This window comes from Rhodococcus sp. 14C212 (genome assembly GCF_011058195.1).
GTDB classification, from domain to species: Bacteria; Actinomycetota; Actinomycetes; order Mycobacteriales; family Mycobacteriaceae; genus Rhodococcus; species Rhodococcus aetherivorans.
Genome location: NZ_JAALEH010000006.1, coordinates 53,969 through 69,540 on the forward strand (window position 1 = coordinate 53,969; position 15,572 = coordinate 69,540).

The following is a 15,572-nucleotide window of genomic DNA, read 5'->3' on the forward strand; positions in this document are numbered from 1 at the left end:
CCGGTCGCCGGTGAACAGGAAGGAACCGCAATGCTGCCGACGCAACTGCGCACCCGGCTGGCGGACGAGCTCGACGCCGCCGAACGCGACCGCACCCCCGTCGACCCGCTCGTGGCCCGGCACCCCGACATCGACGTCGTCGACGCCTACGAGATCCAGCTGATCAACATCCGTCGCCGGCTCGCGGCCGGTGCCCGCGTGGTCGGCCACAAGGTCGGGCTGTCCTCCCTGGCCATGCAGCAGATGATGGGCGTGGACGAACCCGACTACGGCCACCTGCTCGACGACATGCAGGTCTTCGAGGACCGGTCCGTCGACACCTCGCGGTACTGCTTCCCGCGGGTGGAAGTCGAGGTGGCCTTCGTGCTCGGCAAGGACCTGCCCGGCGCGGACTGCACCGAGAGCGACGTCCTCGACGCCACCGTCGCGTTCGCGCCGTCCATCGAACTGATCGACAGCCGGATCAAGGACTGGAAGATCGGCCTCGCGGACACCATTGCCGACAATGCCTCGTCCGCCGGATGGGTGCTCGGCGCGCAACGGGTGGCGCCGTCCGACGTCGACATCAAGGGCATCGACGCCGTGCTCACCCGCAACGGCGAATGCATCGCCGAGGGGCGCAGCGACGCGGTGCTCGGCAATCCCGTCACCGCCGTCGCCTGGCTCGCCCGCAAGGTCGAGAGTTTCGGGGTGCGGCTGAAGGAGGGCGACATCGTCCTGCCCGGCTCGTGCACCCGGGCCGTCGACGCGCGCCCCGGCGACGAGTTCCACGCCGAGTTCGCGGGACTGGGCTCCGTCTCGCTCACGTTCTCGTGACCACCCGGTCCCGACTGCAAGGAGAAACAATGGCCAAGGCACGTGTCGCGATCGTCGGGTCGGGCAACATCAGCACCGACCTGCTCTACAAACTGCAACGCTCGGACCTGCTCGAGCCTCGCTGGATGATCGGCATCGACCCGGCGAGCGAGGGCCTCGCCCGCGCCCGCACGCTCGGCCTGGAGACGTCGGCCGAGGGCATCGACTGGTTGCTCGCACAGCCCGAGAAGCCGGACCTCGTCTTCGAGGCGACGTCCGCGTACGTGCACCGGGCGGCGGCACCGCGGTACGAGGCGGCCGGCATCCGGGCGATCGACCTCACCCCTGCCGCCGTCGGACCGGCCGTCGTGCCGCCCGCGAACCTCGGGGCGCATCTCGACGTGCCCAACGTCAACATGATCACCTGCGGCGGTCAGGCCACCATCCCGATCGTGCACGCCGTCTCCCGGGTGGTGGACGTGCCCTACGCCGAGATCGTGGCGTCGGTGGCGTCGGTGTCCGCCGGGCCGGGCACCCGCGCCAACATCGACGAGTTCACCAAGACCACCAGCCGGGGCATCGAGACCATCGGCGGGGCCCGCAAGGGCAAGGCGATCATCATCCTGAATCCGGCAGACCCGCCGATGATCATGCGCGACACCATCTTCTGCGCGATCCCCGAGGACGCCGACCGGGACGCGATCGCCGAGTCCATCCACCGCGTCGTCGCCGCCGTGCAGGAGTACGTGCCCGGCTACCGCCTGCTCAACGAACCGCAGTTCGACGACCCGACCGTCGTGTCCGGGGGGTACGCCACCGTGACCACCTTCGTCGAGGTGGAGGGCGCCGGTGACTTCCTGCCCCCGTACGCCGGCAACCTCGACATCATGACCGCGGCCGCCACCAAGGTGGGCGAGGAGATCGCCCGCGAACTCCTCTCGGCGGACTCCCTCCCCTCGAACACCTCCGTGAAGGCGTGACTCCGATGACCGCTACGAACAACGATCTCCGCCGCGACGACATCTTCTTCGAGCCGTCGTGGGACATCCGGGTGACCGACACGTCGCTGCGCGACGGCTCGCACCACAAGCGTCACCAGTTCGACCGGGAGGAGGTGCGCGCCGTCGTCGCCGCCCTCGACCTGTCGGGCGTCCCCGTCATCGAGGTCACGCACGGCGACGGCCTCGGCGGATCCTCGTTCAACTACGGGTTCTCGAAAGTGCCCGAGCAGGAACTGATCAAGATCGCCGTCGACACCGCGCAGCACGCGAAGATCGCGTTCCTCATGCTGCCCGGCGTCGGCATCAAGGAGGACATTCTCGAGGCGCAGGACAACGGCGCCTCGATCTGCCGCATCGCCACCCACTGCACCGAGGCCGACGTGTCCGTCCAGCACTTCGGGCTCGCCCGCGAGCGCGGGCTCGAGACCGTGGGCTTTCTGATGATGGCGCACACCGTCACCCCGGAGAAGCTGGCCGAGCAGGCCCGCATCATGGCCGACGCGGGCTGCCAGTGCGTGTACGTCGTCGACTCGGCCGGCGCGCTCGTCCTCGAGCAGGTCGCCGAACGCGTCGAGGCGCTCGTCGCTGAGCTGGGTTCCGACGCGCAGGTCGGGTTCCACGGGCACGAGAATCTCGGCCTGGGCGTGGCGAATTCGATCGCGGCGGTCCGCGCGGGTGCCAAGCAGATCGACGGGTCGGCCCGCCGCTTCGGCGCCGGTGCCGGCAACACCCCGGTCGAGGCGTTCGTCGGTGTGTGCGACAAGGTGGGGATCAAGACCGGCATCGACTTCTTCGCCGTCGCGGACGCTGCGGAGGACGTCGTGCGCCCCGTCATGCCCGCCGAGTGCCTGCTCGACCGCCAGGCCCTGATGATGGGCTACGCCGGGGTGTACTCGAGCTTCCTGCGCCACGCCGAGCGCCAGGCCGTGCGGTACGGGGTCTCCGCCGCGGAGCTGCTCGTGCGGGCCGGCAAACGCAAGCTCATCGGCGGTCAGGAGGACCAGCTGATCGACATCGCCCTCGAACTCCAGCGCGAACAGCAGTCCGCCTGACCGACCGAATGTCACATGGCGTCGATCCGATCGACGCAATGTGACATTCGGCCCCGGGAACCGTCGCTGCGCTCGCGCGCTCCCCCCGGGGTGCTCTGCCCGTAGCCGGGTGGATGAATGACGGTGCATGTGCCACCGACGCGGTCAAGCCTGACTGGGCCGTCTCCGGGCCGGCCCGGCCCGGCCCGACCGATGCCACGATCTCCTGGCCGATATCCGCGGGGACTGTGAACCGATCGTGGGCGAGAGCCGCCACAGCCCGGTGGCGGCGAGGATATGCCACAGCGCGTGGCCTTGCAGGACACTACTCGGCCGGCAGAGCGAGGTCCGGTCGCCGATGGTGCCGAGCACGGCGCCGGACGCGAGAAGCAGTGCCGCGACGATCGTCGTGCGGCGCAGGTGCGGACGGACGCGGGCGCGTTCCAGGGCGAGTCCCACGGTGACCGCGGCGAGCAGTGCCTGCACGATCGTGGAGGCGCTCGAGCCGGCTGCGACGATGGGAACCATCACGAGCGGAACGACGAGCCACCACCGCGGCGACAGCGGTCGGTCGAACCGGTCGGAGGCGGCGTCGACGGCTATGTACGCGAGCAATGTCGCGATCGGTATGTCGTGTGCGTAGGCCTGCCACGGCGGGTGTGGTCCGTGCGCTACGAGGGATCCGACGCCGACCGCGATGACGAGGAGACCGTAGGTCACCGTCGGCGTGCCGTGCCGACGACGTGCGAGCACGGCCAGGCCGGCGATCACGAAGGCCAGGCTGGTGACGGCGGCCGCTGGCTGCCCGAGAAAGCCTGCGTCTCGAGAGAGCTCGCAGACGTTCGCCAGCATCATGGCTCGAGGCTATCCGTTACCGGTCCGCGTCGGATATACACAACGGAAGTCGTCTCGACCTGGTTGTCGGGCCGAACGGTGCCGGAGTGGCCGGCGCTGGTTGCTCATCTCTCGGTTCGTCGACTTCCACCGTGCCAGTCCTGCTCCACTCCGACCTCGTCGAGAGCGACACCGAGACCCGGCAGCTGCGGTAGCTCACGCAGACTACGTTTGAGTTCCGCGAAGCCTGGGAAGCTCGCCAGCCCGACGACGTGGTCCCACAGGCGGAGGGCATCCTCTTCGTCGGGTAGCCGGCTGATCACCGGCCCGAAGAAGGCCACGCCGTTCGGCGGCTGGAAGTGGATGATCGGCGTGCCGACGTCCTTGCCGGTCAGGCGCAGTGCCTCGTCGGTCTCCGCCTGGATGAGCGCATCGAGCGAGGGATCGTCCAGCGCGTCCGCCACCTGCACGGGTAGGCCCGCCCGGGCCAGGATCGGCTCGAGGAAAGCCCGTGTTCCTTGCTGTTCCGGTCCGGCGGTGTTGTCGGCGTCCGGCGCGGTCTCGAATATCCGCGCACCGAGCGCCCGGTACAGCGGATCCACCGCCTCGCGCCCGTGCTCGGTCCGCACTCGCGCCGCGACCCGGAGCAGCCGCAGCCCACTCGTGTGACCGGCTTCGTACTCGGGCGGGAAGTGAGCGTCGTAGTCGACGTGCGCGTTGATCAGGCGCAGCGAAATGAACCGCCAGTCGACTCGGTATTCGCGCTGGGCCGCGACCAGGCGCACCCATTTGCTGGTCATCCAGGCGAACGGGCACACCGGGTCGAAGTAGAAGTGGATGTCCGCATCACTCATGCCTCGCCAGTCTACGGAGTGCTCGGGCGGTCGCCGGCACACCGCACCGTCGTAGGTCTCGTCTCCGGGGCGCAGGCACCACGCCGAGGCTCCCGTCACGGGTTACCGAGACGGGCCGGCCGAATTCGGCGGATGAAGAGTGGGTCGGTCGGGAGGTCGGCCAGAACTCCCCGGTACTGCAACGACGCCCAGCGATCTTGTCGTTCGTAGTGGCGGACCCGGCAAGGTCCGCGTGAGGCGGCGTCGGTGTGGCCTATGCCGCGCGAGGGGGTGCTGGTTCATACCGGCAACTCGGTTGAGCAAGCATCGGGTTGCTTTGGCTCGGCGGGTGCGTCCCTCGCATCATCGCCGACGGATGCATCACCTCAAGGCTCGACAAAACTTGTGCGCCTGCGAAACCACATTCCGTTCGGACCGCTCGCGGTGCACGCAGGCTGGGACCATCGACCACGAGTGCGGTACCGATGCCGAGCATCCAGACGTCCTCGGCGACGGCGGGGCCGTTCTGGGTGGGCCGGACCCAGCCGTTTTCGTGCATGCCCGAGGTCTTTCAGTACATGGTCAGCAGTCCACCGCTGAACGCGACCAGAGCGCCCGGCCAGGGCGGAGGGCACGAACGGTGCGAGCAGTACGGCCTCGAGGGCGGTTTCGGCGGCGGTGAGTGTTTTGCCGAAGGTCTCGGGACGCATCGTGCGCACTGCGGAGGTGACGTTGGCGGCCAGCTCCTGCAGACCCGCCGCTGCCTCGGGGAAAGGTCCCGTTTGCTCAGTCCGGAGGTGAAGAAGAGCACGGAGTTCTGGCGGGCCGGGCGTCGATCGCGGTCTCAGCTACCTCCTGTCTCCAGCGCGGTGAGGAAGACCAGCACCACGGTTGCCACAGCGAAGACGCCGTGGGCGGCTACGACGGCCAGAGCGAAGTGACCGCAGCCGACAGCCGGCGGGAACCGGGTCGCTCGGGGCTGGCGAGCTCCGCCTTTGACGATCCAGGTGGCGAAGAACGAAACCACCGCCGGCGGTCAGAAGCCAGGTCACCAGTGCAGCGAGATCCATGTCCTCTCTTGTGGTCAACGCAGTGAGGATCTCCTTGCGTCTCTCAGGTGGGGGACGGCGAGGTGAACCTGGGTCGCTTCGCCGGCCGCACACACCCCCGTAGCGATAGGCGAGCTCGCCACCCAGAGAGCCGGATACCCCCAGCATGGCCGAGCTCTGGCAACCCTGGAGAACGCAGGCCGACCGCACAACGCCATGCACATGGCCGAGTACCTCGACCTCGTGCACCCGCAGCCCGGTGAGGAGGACTTGGAGATGGCCCTCGGGCAAGTTCCTGGGCGGCCCGTACCGGCATGACCCCCACCGATCGACTCAATTGCTGCTGTCAGTCGTCCACAGCAGCTCGGGCCGGATCGAGCCCATCCCGTACATCTGCACGCCTTGGACGCCGTTGCCGATCACAGCGGCCGGTGCTGTGCGGATGTACCACACGACGGGGGTCAGCTCGACGATCCGCTCCTGCGCGATCTCGTACGCGGCGATGCGGTCGTCGAGTTCGGGGCCCTTCGGCCGTCGTCGAGGACTGCGTTCAGCTCGGGGTCCTCGATACCGGTGAAGTTGCCGGTCGAATCGCTGTGGAAGTTGGCCCACAGCGCGGTATCGAGGTCGAGAATTGTCGCCGACGTGATCGCGACATCGAAATCGTGACTGTTCAGCCGCGGCAGAGCCGAGGCGAATTTATGACCTCGAGTCGGACATCGACGTGGTCGAACGCGCGCAGGTGCGCATGGACTGCTTCGGCGACCGCCTTGTTCTCGACCGAGGTGTACGCCAGGAACGTGAAGGACACAGGCTTCCCCTCGGCGGCAAGCTCGTCGAACAATTCCTGCGCCGCGGCGGGGTCGTGGGTTGCGGTCTCGATGTCCGCGTAGAACGGCACAGGACCGCGATCCGGAAGACGGTGGGAGAAGCCCTGGCGTCGTTCCGGGGGATCTCGGATGCCCTCGCGGCCGAGTGGTGGCTGTCGAGGCTACGGATACCGGGCACCCGTGACGGGCCGACACCTGCGTGGAGTCGACCGCCGGCGGCGTCGCCGTCGCCACGGGTACGTGATGCCCCGAACGGTGAGGATCCTCTCGGGATGCCGGGGCGAGAACGTGCGGGCATCCGGCCACGGGCACGTGCTCTTCGTCGACGTTTCCGCGGCGGGCAGGGTTGTCCGGCTTACGGTACCGGGCAAACGTCGCACCGGTGACATCGTCGCGGGAAAGGCGCTGTCCGGTGAGCGCTCGGCCCGTATGGTGAAGGAATGACAGGAGCCGGCTCCGGCGACGACACCGTCCCCCGCGATCTGCTCGATGTCCATCTGCCGATCTACGACGTCGCGTTGACCGAACACGTGGCGGTCGAGGCCGACGTGTCCGCCACCTTCCGGGCGGCCCACGACCTCGATTTTCTCAGCGTGCGCACACCGCTGCTGACCTCGGCATTCTTCGTGCGCAGTCTGCCCGCACGTCTGGCGCGCAAGCCGTCGCCGCGGCTGCCCGAACTGCGCATGTTCGCGGACCCGTCGTCGGCCGGGTTGCCCGGCTGGCTTGTTCTCGGAGAAGTGCCGCCTCGAGAGATCGCCTTCGGCGCTGTCGGCAAGTTCTGGCAGACCGACATCGAATGGCGCGACGTTCCACTCGACCGTTTCGCCGCCTTCGACGAGCCGGGTTGGGGCAAGATCGGCTGTCATTTCCTGATCCGGCCCAACGGCTCCGGCCGCAGTGTGCTCAGCTACGAATGCCGCACGGCCACCACCGATCCGCAATCCCGGAGGAAAATGCTGCGGTATTGGTGGCTGATCCGGCCCTTCGTCGGTCACATCATGCGTGCCACCGTGCGGACTATCGCTGCCACTGCCGGCCACGGCACGTGATGCGACGGGCGTCCACCTGCCATCTCGGGCGAGGAGTCTGGCGTCTGCGTCCTGGCGTCACCGGTTGAAAGGAAACCTGGCGAGCGGGACGCACAACGGTGTGGTGACGGAGCAGTGGTAGTACGAGATCACTGCCGGCGGCCGCGTGTGGTTCCTGGTCGATCACGACCGTCGCATGTCGTGGCTGCGGCATGCCGGGGCGAGGCATCCCACGCCCCGAGTGATGACGGCCTGAGGTGTTGTCGGTGGAGGATCCAGAACCGAAGGGGGACCGAGCGTAGTGGCCAGGCGCGCCGATCGTGGGTCGACGGGCCGATCGCTTACGGCTTCACAAGTCCTGTCCGGTAGGCGATGACGACCAGTTGCGCGCGGTCGCGAGCGCCGAGTTTCACCATGGCATGGCTGACGTGGGTGCGGGCGGTGGCCGGGCTGAGGCAGAGTTCGGCGCCGATCTCGTTGTTGCTCATGCCCATACCTACCAGCTTCAGGACCTCACGTTCCCGGTCGGTGAGGGCCGCAAGCCGATGATCGGCGGCCTTGTCGGCTGTGCGCTGGGCGGTGAACTGGGCGATGAGGCGGCGCGTGATGCGCGGTGCGAGCAGAGCTTCTCCGGCGGCGACCACGCGGATACCGTGCAGGAGCTCGGCCGGGCCGGCGTCTTTGAGCAGGAAGCCGCTGGCGCCGGCCTGCAGGCCTTCGAAGACGTAGGCGTCGGTGTCGTAGGTGGTCAGGATGAGGATGCGTACGTGTTGGAGCCCGTTGGTGGTGGCGATCTGTCGGGTGGCCTCGATGCCGTCCATCTTCGGCATACGGATATCCATGAGCACGACATCCGGGCGCAGAGCACGGGCCTGCTCCACGGCTTCGGCGCCGGTTGCGGCTTCCCCGACCACCGTGATGCCGTCCTCGACCTCGAGGAGGATCTTGAAGCCGGACCGCACCAGATGCTCGTCGTCTACGAGTAGGACCTTGATCGGAGTGCCGCGGCCGGATGCGCTTGTCACCGGGTTCATACCTTCATCGTTGCGGTCGGGGCCAAGGGCAGCCGGGCGGTGACGGCGAAGCCACCGCCCGGGAGCGGGCCGGCGTCGAAGTCTCCGCCCAAGAGCTGGCAACGCTCGCGCATCCCCACGATCCCGCGGCCGCGTGTGCCCGTGCCGGCGAACCCGGCGCCGGCACGGTCGGCGCCCCTGCGGCCGGCCGCCTTGTCGGTGTCCCCATCGGTACGCGGGCCGTCGTTCGTCACGCGGACTTCCACGACGTCGGGGCCGTAGTTCAGTGCGACCGCGACCCGGGTCGGTCCGACATGGCGAATCACATTGGTGATCGACTCCTGCAGGATCCGGTACACGGCGCTGCCTACCGCGCTGGGTACGGGCGGTGGGGGTGATGTCGTCTCCAGTTCGATGTCGAGCCCGGCTTCGCGTGCGCTGGTGGTGAGTTCGTCGACCTGTCCGAGCCCTGGGGGTGGGAGGCGGCCGTCGTGGTCGTCGCGAAGGACTCCGAGGATGGCCCGCATCTCCTGCAGGGCCCGGGAACTGGTCTGCTCGATGGCCTCGAGCGTTTGGCGTGCTCGTTCGGGTCGCTTGTCCAGCACGTGTGCGGTGACTCCGGCTTGGACGTTGATGATGGCGATGGCGTGCGCGACGGTGTCGTGGACCTCGCGCGCGATCCTGAGTCGTTCCTCGTCGACCCGCGCGCGGGCTTCGTCCTCACGAGAGCGCTCTGCCAGTTCGGCGCGCTCGAGCGCTTCCTCCGCGATCACTCTCCTCGAGCGGACGCTCTCCCCGAGGGCGGCACTCATGCCCGCGGCGCCGATCCGGAAGTACACCCAGCCGATGGCGGCGGGGGGTTCGATGTCGGTCGCGGCGATCAGCCAGACCGCGGCCAGCGCTGCAATGCCCACCCCGGCGATCGCCAGCGAGCGACGTCCGTCGCCGCGGGCGGTGAGGGTGTAGAGGGCCACGAACAGGCCCAGCCATGCGGGGCCGTCCGGGAAATCGAGGGTGTAGTACACCATGCTGGCGAGCGCGGTCACGGCGAACACTGCGACGGGCCAGCGGCGGCGCAGGACCAGGACCGCGCCACCGGCGATCAACAGCAGGTAGCCGAGGTTCCCGGGGTCGGACAGGGAGCGCAGCACTGCTTCGGGCTCCCCGCTGTTGCGGACGACGGTGCCCTGGACCTGCATCACAGTGATGAATACCGCCAGCAGCACATCCTGCGCCCAGGCGGGCGGGCGGAACAACGTGACGCGATCCTGCATGGCGCGATCATAGGGTTCCGGGTGAGGAAAACAACTCCCGTGAACTGCGCGGCCGCCTACGTCGAGGAGCGTGGTTGCGCGCGAGCCACCTACGTCGAACTTCGTATCCGCTGTCGCCCGCCGTCCGAGGACATCCCGTTGCCGAGACGCGACGATCGTATGCGTCCGCTCAACGACGGAGGCCTCCACGAGCGCGGCCGGAACCCGTCGTTCGACCGAAAGGATCCGCAATGCCTGTCCTCGATTTGCTTGCCGCACCGGCGATCACGCCCGTCTCCGTTGTCGCCGCCGGTTACGAGCTCGGCGTCGGGCGAACCGTGCCTACCGCGGCAGCCGTGCTGGGGCTGATCAGCGCCGTCGCCGGCGGGCTGGCTCTGGCCCGAGCCCGACGCACCGGCACCGGACGTGCCCGGACGATCGTGGCCCTGGTGCTGGGACCGATCAGCGTCATCGCCGGTGGGGTGCACGGGGTCAACTCCGCCGGTGGACTCGGCACCGGCAACGGGCTCGCCGGCGCCGTCCTCGCCGTGGCGCTCGGGCTGATCGGCACGGTCCTCGGCGGGCTGGCTCTGGCCCGCTCTCGTCGCACCAGCCGAGCCGGCCACGATTCCAGGCCGGTGCCCGCATCGTGACCCCCGTCCTTCAGCGTGCACCCGCGGTGCCGGTGCGCGGTAGCCGAACCGTGGCGGGTTCGACCTGCCACCATATGAGTGTGGGTTCGTCTTCTGTGGCCCCGACCGTCGACCGGTTTAGGGCGTTGGCGCGGTCGTCACCGTGGCGCTGCGGTGTCCCTCGGTGCGAACGGGCTCGTCACCGCGTTGCCGGCACGCTCGGACGTCGACTATGTCGCGCCGTTCTTCACCGAATATCATTGGGCGGCAATGCTCAATCCCGTCGAGTTGGCCGACAGCGACCGGTGCGCACATCCCGAACTGCCGGTACGGCCGGCCGAGCTGACCGAGGTCGAGCATTACGGTCGGCCCACCTGGCAGGCGAGGGTGGGGCCGACCCGCTTCTACGATCCGCGGTGTGACTGTTGTGCGTTGTTGACCGGCCGGTTCGATTACGGCAGCGACGAACCAGGTTGGGTTCCTGAGGTCGAGTCCGTGGTGCGCCTCGACGTCGGGACCGGGGTGTGTGTCTGGATCCGCCATCTGTACGACGCGCCGACCGTCGATCTCGACCTGCGGATTATTGCGGTCGACGAGCCGCTGGACGATGCGTTGTTCTACTCGCGCCGTCGGCGGGGCTTGTTTTCTCGTCGCAGGTGATCCGGTCAGGACGTGAGAACGGCACCCGCTCCGCACGGTGGAAAGGCGCTGTCCTCTGCCGGGTGATCATGAGACATGAACAGGCCACTGACCTGGGCTGCCGGTGCGCGGGTACAGACCGTCGAGCACCTGGCGGCCGGGTGTGTTCTCGGTCGTGAGCGGCGGGACAGGTGGTGCGGTGGCTACCCTCGATTGATGACTGCATTCCCGGAGTCCACGGTGAGCACGAACTCGGCGGTGGCCGGCTTCGAAAGCACCTTTGCCGACGAGTTGGCCGCCCTCGCGGTGCCGTGGCAGGGCGCTCATGCCCCCGACCCGACGTTGCTGGTGCTCAACGAGCAGCTCGCGGTGTCGCTGCGGTGGGACGTGGAGGTGCTGCGGAGCGAGGTCGGGATCGGGGTGCTGTCCGGCTCGACGGCGCCGGCCGGGGCCACGCCGGTCGCGATGGCGTATGCGGGACATCAGTTCGGCGGGTACGCACCCCTGCTCGGGGACGGCCGGGCGTTGCTGCTCGGCGAAGTGGTGGGCAGTGACGGTCGGCGAGTGGACCTGCACCTGAAGGGCTCGGGGCCCACGCCTTTTTCTCGGGGCGGTGACGGGTTCGCGGTGCTCGGCCCGATGCTGCGCGAATACCTCGTCAGCGAGGCCATGTATGCCCTCGGTATTCCCACGACGCGCGCGCTGTCGGTGGTCTCGACGGGCCGCCGCGTACGCCGAGACGGCGCACAGCCCGGTGCCGTGCTCGCCCGGGTCGCGGCCAGTCACCTGCGGGTCGGCACCTTCGAATTCGCGGCCCGGCAGGAGGGGGTCCTGCAGCGGCTGGCCGACTACGCGATCGCCCGCCACTATCCGGAGGCGACCGAGCTGCCGGCGACGGGTGAGGGCAGTCGCTACCTGGCGTTCTTCGAGGCGGTGGTCGAGGCACAGGCAGCACTGGTGGCGCAGTGGACGCTCACCGGCTTCGTGCACGGGGTGATGAACACCGACAACACGACCATTTCGGGGGAGACCATCGACTACGGTCCGTGCGCCTTCCTCGATGCGTTCGACCCGGCGGCGGTGTTCAGTTCGATCGATCACGGCGGCCGTTATGCGTTCGGCAACCAGCCCGCTGTCCTGAAGTGGAATCTGGCGCGCTTCGCGGAAACGCTGCTGCCGCTGATCGACTCCACACCGGAGGACGCGATTGCGGCGGTGTCGGCAGTCCTCGACACCTTCGAGGAGCGGTACGAGGGCCACTACGCGGCCGGGATGGCGGCCAAACTCGGGGCGGCCGGCACGCTCCTCGACCGTGCGCTCGTCGACGACCTGCTGAGGCTGATGGCCGAACACGGCGCCGACTGGACGGGCAGCTTCCGTGCGCTCGCGGACGAACTGCGGGGACATTCGGCACCGCTGCACGCCCTGGTCCCACGCGAGCGCATCGGGCCCTGGGTGCAGCGCTGGCGCGGCGCCCTGACCGCGCAGGGGTGCGGAGCGGCGGCGACCGCGGACGCGATGGACCGGGTGAACCCGCTGTACATCCCGCGCAATCATCAGGTCGATGCCGCCTTGCGTGCCGCGACCGACGGTGAGTTCGCTGCGTTCGAGAAGCTGCTCGAGGTCGTCACGCATCCGTTCGACCGCCGTGACGAGTGGTCCGACTACACCACACCCGCCCCGCCGTCGTTCAGCGCGACCTTCCGAACCTTCTGCGGCACATAACGTCCGAGTACACGCCGCTGGGCACTGCTGTGTTCGTGTCGGGGGACTCCCTCGCCGGTGATGCGCCGCCGGGAACGACGGCGGTATCGTCGTTGTTCCTGTCCGCCCGGATCGTGGTGTCGTCAACCTTCCGATTGGGCCGCGCGGGAGGTCTGTGGCGGTTTGCGGCATATGGATCAGAGCGTCGTGGTACTCGGCGGCGCCGTCGTCGCCGTGAAAGACGATGGCAGACCTGGCGGAGGCACCGCCGAGGACACGGCCCCAGCTGGTGCGGGGCGGGTTCAGCCGTCCCGCCCGGCGCCGCGGTCGGGGGCGCTCATGTCCCCGGTGCCGGGTATGCCGTCGGCGAGCGCGTAGCGCAGGTACACGGTGCCCGTCGGGCCGGCTACCGGCGGTGCGAGGAGGGTGAGGTTGGTGGGCACCGCGCCGGCGTCGAACACCTTCTTCCCGACGCCGAGCACGATCGGGTGCACCCACAGGTCGAGCCGGTCGAAGAGTTTCTCGCGCAGCAGGGTCTGGACCAGATCCAGGCTCCCGACGACCTTGACGTGCTCGTGCCGGTCCCGGATTTCGCGCACCGCACCGGCCAGATCCGGGCCGAGCTGCGTGGATCCGGCCCAGGAGAGGTCGGGCCGGCCGCGGGAGGCCACGTACTTCGGGACACTGTTGAAGAGCGTGGCGATGTCGTTGTCCTCGCCGCTGTCCTGGTACGGCCAGTAGGCGGCGAAGATGTCGTAGGTCCGGCGGCCGAGCAGCAAGGCGTCGGTGCCTTCGTAGGCGGCCCCGATCTGCGCGCCGGTGACCTCGTCGAGCAGGGGTGCCTGCCAGCCGCCGAACGGGAACCCTTCAGGGTCTTCGTCGGGGCCGCCCGGTGCCTGTCCGACGAGGTCGAGGGTGGTGAACAGTTCGATGTCGATCAGGCCCATGGCTTGGCTCCCGGTGAAGTGGTGTGTCTCGGTCGTAAAGGTAGACCCGCGGGCGTCGGCGGACTCATCGCTGTGACGGCATCGAACTTCGTCCTCCTCGACCGGCCTCGCGCGGTGCATCGGTCACCACCGGTTCTGCGGTGGGCGTCCGTGCGGTGCCCGGCAGTCCGGGCGCCGACACCGTGTGTTGCAACATGCTGCCGACCAGTCTGCGGTGCCTCGGCGAACGTGCTGCTGCGCTGCTCACCACCCGATGGATGGCACTCGGCAGAATCACCCTGTGCCCCAAGAAAATCGGTTCTGTCATCTCGGGCCTGGTAGCCGGTCTGGTGGTCGATGTGGGTGGATTTGTGGAAACAGTTGCGCGTCCGGGAGACAGCGCCCGTGACGGAGTTTTCGACATGATTGTGAAAGGGTCTGTTGCTCAACGATTTTCGTTGGGCAGCAAATAGTGCTATGTCGTTGGAGCAGCTCCGGTGCTCGATTCCATTCGTCGATCCCTGTATCGGCTGAGTGCGCCGACGCACGCTCCGTCGGTGCCCGTCGCCGGACTGAAGGCGCTCAGACTTCGACGGCGGTGCCGCAGATGCCACATTCCTCCAGCTGCCGGCGCTTCCATCGCGCGACCGGAACGAAGAACAACGTGAACTGGTTGAATTCCCGGATCCGTGCCCACTGTGTGGTGTTGTGGCAGTGCGGGCACGTTCGGGTCTGCCCTGAGCCGAGGTGTTGCCGCTTGGTGCCGATGCCGAATAGAAGGAACACCACGCCAGCATAGAGCGATCCTCGGTAGAGGGTCATCAGTTGGCAACGGTCTCGAGGAAGTTCACGCGATGACCACAGCCGACGATATCGATCGGCACCAGTTGCCCGAAGACCGACTCGCCAGCCAACTCCGCCTGCCGGGGATCTGCTGTCGCCTCTTCCGCCGGCATGCGGAAGCCGCGAGCCGGGTAGCCTCACGAGAACGAGCATCGAGTGGAGGAAGAGGCTATGGCGACTGACTTCTCCGTCGGCGACCATGTCCGGTGGAACTCCGAAGCCGGATACGTCGAGGGCGTCATCATCAGGAAGCACACGAAGGACGTGGAGTTCAGGGGGCGCACACGGCATTGCAGTGAGAGCCACCCTCAGTACGAGATCAAGAGCGACAAGACCGAGCACATCGCGATGCACAAAGGCGACGCGCTGACGAAGCTCTAGGGGGCGGAATCCGGATGGTCACTCGAGACGAGACGAGCATCATCGACGCGGTCCGGGAGGTAGTCGTCGCCATCCCTCCGGGCTCGGTTGCCTCCTACGGCGATATCGGCAAGAGAATCGGGGCGGGTCCACGGCAGGTGGGCCGAGCGATGAGCCTGCTGGACGACAACGTGCCCTGGTGGCGAGTCGTCCACGCCGACGGAACAACCGCCTCGTGTCACGGCGGTCGTGCACCGGCACTCCTGCTCGAAGAGGGCACCCCCGTGTCCGGGAAGCGGGTCGACATGCAACGGGCGCGGCAACGATGGACGGACTGACGAGCCCTGACGGTAGGTCGGCTCGAGAAGCGCCGGGTGCGGCACATCCATCGGGTGTCGGCGACGGCGGCGGTGCTCGATTCGCTCGAACAACTCGGGCCGCTCCGCGGCGTGGCGACGTCAATCCGGCACGGTGATCCGGCCGTCGAGCACCGCCTGCTCGATGCTCGCGCGCAGTTGCGGGCAGCCGTCACGCAGGGCACCCGGGGCTGCGTCGTCCCGGAAGTTCGGGCACACCGACGCGGGGTCCTCGCACCACTGCACGCTCGTGTGGTCGAAGCTGTTCTTGCGCACCAGGACGCAGGTGCCGCACTCGCGGCACTGCACCTCGTGCAGGCCCGAATCGAGATAGTTGATCTTGTCGATGGCGGTCTGGGCACGGACCGCCTCGACCCGCGCGGGCTGGCCGGCGAAGTCCGGGGCCTTCGCCCACCTGCGCGCCCGGGTCGAGGGATCCATC

At 68.3% G+C, this 15,572-nt stretch carries 19 protein-coding genes and 1 pseudogene; 10 read left to right on the plus strand and 10 right to left on the minus strand.

Annotated features, from left to right (window positions below; genetic code table 11):
- Positions 1-30: 30 nt before the first annotated feature.
- From G6038_RS04820 to dmpG, 3 genes are read left to right on the plus strand one after another with little or no spacing between them, the layout of a single operon-like run.
- A complete protein-coding gene (locus G6038_RS04820) occupies positions 31-816 on the plus strand; it encodes a 2-keto-4-pentenoate hydratase (protein ID WP_165036176.1) in 786 nt (261 codons plus the stop codon).
- A gap of 29 nt (positions 817-845) precedes the next feature.
- Positions 846-1,775, plus strand: a complete 930-nt coding sequence (locus G6038_RS04825) for an acetaldehyde dehydrogenase (acetylating) (RefSeq protein ID WP_165036177.1) — start codon at positions 846-848, stop codon at positions 1,773-1,775.
- Positions 1,776-1,780: 5 nt separating this feature from the next.
- Positions 1,781-2,848, plus strand: coding sequence for a 4-hydroxy-2-oxovalerate aldolase (gene dmpG / locus G6038_RS04830; protein WP_165036178.1), 1,068 nt, complete (start codon positions 1,781-1,783; stop codon positions 2,846-2,848).
- 144 nt (positions 2,849-2,992) lie between these two features.
- Here dmpG and G6038_RS04835 read toward each other — a convergent pair whose 3' ends face one another.
- The 4 genes from G6038_RS04835 to G6038_RS04855 all read right to left on the minus strand — a co-directional run bounded on the left by G6038_RS04835 (position 2,993) and on the right by G6038_RS04855 (position 6,444).
- On the minus strand, positions 2,993-3,682 hold the full coding sequence (locus G6038_RS04835; protein ID WP_165036179.1) for a ceramidase: 690 nt from the start codon (positions 3,680-3,682) through the stop codon (positions 2,993-2,995).
- Positions 3,683-3,786: 104 nt separating this feature from the next.
- Positions 3,787-4,515: a hypothetical protein gene (locus G6038_RS04840; RefSeq protein ID WP_165036180.1), complete on the minus strand. Its 729-nt coding sequence runs from the start codon at positions 4,513-4,515 to the stop codon at positions 3,787-3,789.
- 1,361 nt (positions 4,516-5,876) lie between these two features.
- Positions 5,877-6,155, minus strand: a complete 279-nt coding sequence (locus tag G6038_RS04850; RefSeq protein ID WP_165036181.1) for a hypothetical protein — start codon at positions 6,153-6,155, stop codon at positions 5,877-5,879.
- A gap of 61 nt (positions 6,156-6,216) precedes the next feature.
- Positions 6,217-6,444 (minus strand): hypothetical protein, encoded by a 228-nt coding sequence (locus tag G6038_RS04855; RefSeq protein ID WP_165036182.1) that lies wholly within the window; start codon positions 6,442-6,444, stop codon positions 6,217-6,219.
- Between the two features lie 447 nt (positions 6,445-6,891).
- Here G6038_RS04855 and G6038_RS04860 point away from each other — a divergent pair, with 447 nt between their 5' ends.
- The gene (locus G6038_RS04860) at positions 6,892-7,425 is read left to right on the plus strand and encodes a hypothetical protein (RefSeq protein WP_165036183.1); all 534 of its coding nucleotides are present in this window, start codon (positions 6,892-6,894) and stop codon (positions 7,423-7,425) included.
- Positions 7,426-7,745: 320 nt separating this feature from the next.
- Here G6038_RS04860 and G6038_RS04865 read toward each other — a convergent pair whose 3' ends face one another.
- Both G6038_RS04865 and G6038_RS04870 read right to left on the minus strand, forming a co-directional pair.
- The gene (locus G6038_RS04865; RefSeq protein ID WP_165036184.1) at positions 7,746-8,438 is read right to left on the minus strand and encodes a response regulator transcription factor; all 693 of its coding nucleotides are present in this window, start codon (positions 8,436-8,438) and stop codon (positions 7,746-7,748) included.
- Positions 8,435-9,691, minus strand: coding sequence for a sensor histidine kinase (locus tag G6038_RS04870; protein WP_165036185.1), 1,257 nt, complete (start codon positions 9,689-9,691; stop codon positions 8,435-8,437). The genes G6038_RS04865 and G6038_RS04870 overlap by 4 nt, the downstream gene beginning before the upstream one ends.
- A 230-nt stretch (positions 9,692-9,921) precedes the next feature.
- Between G6038_RS04870 and G6038_RS04875 the strand changes: the two genes are divergently transcribed.
- The 3 genes from G6038_RS04875 to G6038_RS04885 all read left to right on the plus strand — a co-directional run bounded on the left by G6038_RS04875 (position 9,922) and on the right by G6038_RS04885 (position 12,666).
- Entirely contained in the window at positions 9,922-10,323 is a 402-nt protein-coding gene (locus G6038_RS04875) for a DUF6223 family protein (protein WP_165036186.1), read from the plus strand.
- 153 nt (positions 10,324-10,476) lie between these two features.
- Entirely contained in the window at positions 10,477-10,962 is a 486-nt protein-coding gene (locus tag G6038_RS04880; RefSeq protein WP_165036187.1) for a hypothetical protein, read from the plus strand.
- Between the two features lie 195 nt (positions 10,963-11,157).
- The gene (locus G6038_RS04885) at positions 11,158-12,666 is read left to right on the plus strand and encodes a protein adenylyltransferase SelO (RefSeq protein ID WP_165036188.1); all 1,509 of its coding nucleotides are present in this window, start codon (positions 11,158-11,160) and stop codon (positions 12,664-12,666) included.
- Positions 12,667-12,947: 281 nt separating this feature from the next.
- Here the strand turns inward: G6038_RS04885 and G6038_RS04890 are convergent, their stop codons facing one another.
- Positions 12,948-13,592 carry a dihydrofolate reductase family protein gene (locus G6038_RS04890; protein ID WP_165036189.1) on the minus strand — a complete coding sequence of 215 codons (645 nt, stop codon included), beginning with the start codon at positions 13,590-13,592 and terminating at the stop codon, positions 12,948-12,950.
- A 209-nt stretch (positions 13,593-13,801) separates the two neighbouring features.
- Here G6038_RS04890 and G6038_RS04895 point away from each other — a divergent pair.
- A pseudogene (locus tag G6038_RS04895) lies at positions 13,802-13,897 on the plus strand (IS5/IS1182 family transposase); the annotation flags it as partial.
- 256 nt (positions 13,898-14,153) lie between these two features.
- Here the strand turns inward: G6038_RS04895 and G6038_RS04900 are convergent.
- Positions 14,154-14,360, minus strand: coding sequence for a zinc-ribbon domain-containing protein (locus G6038_RS04900; protein WP_346772742.1), 207 nt, complete (start codon positions 14,358-14,360; stop codon positions 14,154-14,156).
- A gap of 32 nt (positions 14,361-14,392) precedes the next feature.
- A complete protein-coding gene (locus G6038_RS31790; protein WP_276613807.1) occupies positions 14,393-14,527 on the minus strand; it encodes a hypothetical protein in 135 nt (44 codons plus the stop codon).
- A gap of 58 nt (positions 14,528-14,585) precedes the next feature.
- On the opposite strand from G6038_RS31790, the gene G6038_RS04905 reads away from it, so the two are divergent.
- Both G6038_RS04905 and G6038_RS04910 read left to right on the plus strand, forming a co-directional pair.
- On the plus strand, positions 14,586-14,795 hold the full coding sequence (locus G6038_RS04905; RefSeq protein ID WP_165036191.1) for a DUF2945 domain-containing protein: 210 nt from the start codon (positions 14,586-14,588) through the stop codon (positions 14,793-14,795).
- A 14-nt stretch (positions 14,796-14,809) separates the two neighbouring features.
- The gene (locus G6038_RS04910) at positions 14,810-15,112 is read left to right on the plus strand and encodes an MGMT family protein (protein WP_165036192.1); all 303 of its coding nucleotides are present in this window, start codon (positions 14,810-14,812) and stop codon (positions 15,110-15,112) included.
- A 120-nt stretch (positions 15,113-15,232) separates the two neighbouring features.
- Here the strand turns inward: G6038_RS04910 and G6038_RS04915 are convergent, their stop codons facing one another.
- Positions 15,233-15,571 (minus strand): hypothetical protein, encoded by a 339-nt coding sequence (locus G6038_RS04915; protein ID WP_165036193.1) that lies wholly within the window; start codon positions 15,569-15,571, stop codon positions 15,233-15,235.
- Between the last annotated feature and the right edge of the window lies 1 nt (position 15,572).

Coding starts and splice junctions, on each gene's coding strand:
- G6038_RS04820 (WP_165036176.1), top strand. CDS start 31: ATGCTGCCGACGCAACTGCGCACCCGGCTGGCGGACGAGCTCGACGCC.
- G6038_RS04825 (WP_165036177.1), top strand. CDS start 846: ATGGCCAAGGCACGTGTCGCGATCGTCGGGTCGGGCAACATCAGCACC.
- dmpG (WP_165036178.1), top strand. CDS start 1,781: ATGACCGCTACGAACAACGATCTCCGCCGCGACGACATCTTCTTCGAG.
- G6038_RS04835 (WP_165036179.1), bottom strand. CDS start 3,682: ATGATGCTGGCGAACGTCTGCGAGCTCTCTCGAGACGCAGGCTTTCTC.
- G6038_RS04840 (WP_165036180.1), bottom strand. CDS start 4,515: ATGAGTGATGCGGACATCCACTTCTACTTCGACCCGGTGTGCCCGTTC.
- G6038_RS04865 (WP_165036184.1), bottom strand. CDS start 8,438: ATGAACCCGGTGACAAGCGCATCCGGCCGCGGCACTCCGATCAAGGTC.
- G6038_RS04870 (WP_165036185.1), bottom strand. CDS start 9,691: ATGCAGGATCGCGTCACGTTGTTCCGCCCGCCCGCCTGGGCGCAGGAT.
- G6038_RS04875 (WP_165036186.1), top strand. CDS start 9,922: ATGCCTGTCCTCGATTTGCTTGCCGCACCGGCGATCACGCCCGTCTCC.
- G6038_RS04885 (WP_165036188.1), top strand. CDS start 11,158: ATGACTGCATTCCCGGAGTCCACGGTGAGCACGAACTCGGCGGTGGCC.
- G6038_RS04890 (WP_165036189.1), bottom strand. CDS start 13,592: ATGGGCCTGATCGACATCGAACTGTTCACCACCCTCGACCTCGTCGGA.
- G6038_RS31790 (WP_276613807.1), bottom strand. CDS start 14,527: ATGCCGGCGGAAGAGGCGACAGCAGATCCCCGGCAGGCGGAGTTGGCT.
- G6038_RS04905 (WP_165036191.1), top strand. CDS start 14,586: ATGGCGACTGACTTCTCCGTCGGCGACCATGTCCGGTGGAACTCCGAA.
- G6038_RS04910 (WP_165036192.1), top strand. CDS start 14,810: ATGGTCACTCGAGACGAGACGAGCATCATCGACGCGGTCCGGGAGGTA.
- G6038_RS04915 (WP_165036193.1), bottom strand. CDS start 15,571: ATGGATCCCTCGACCCGGGCGCGCAGGTGGGCGAAGGCCCCGGACTTC.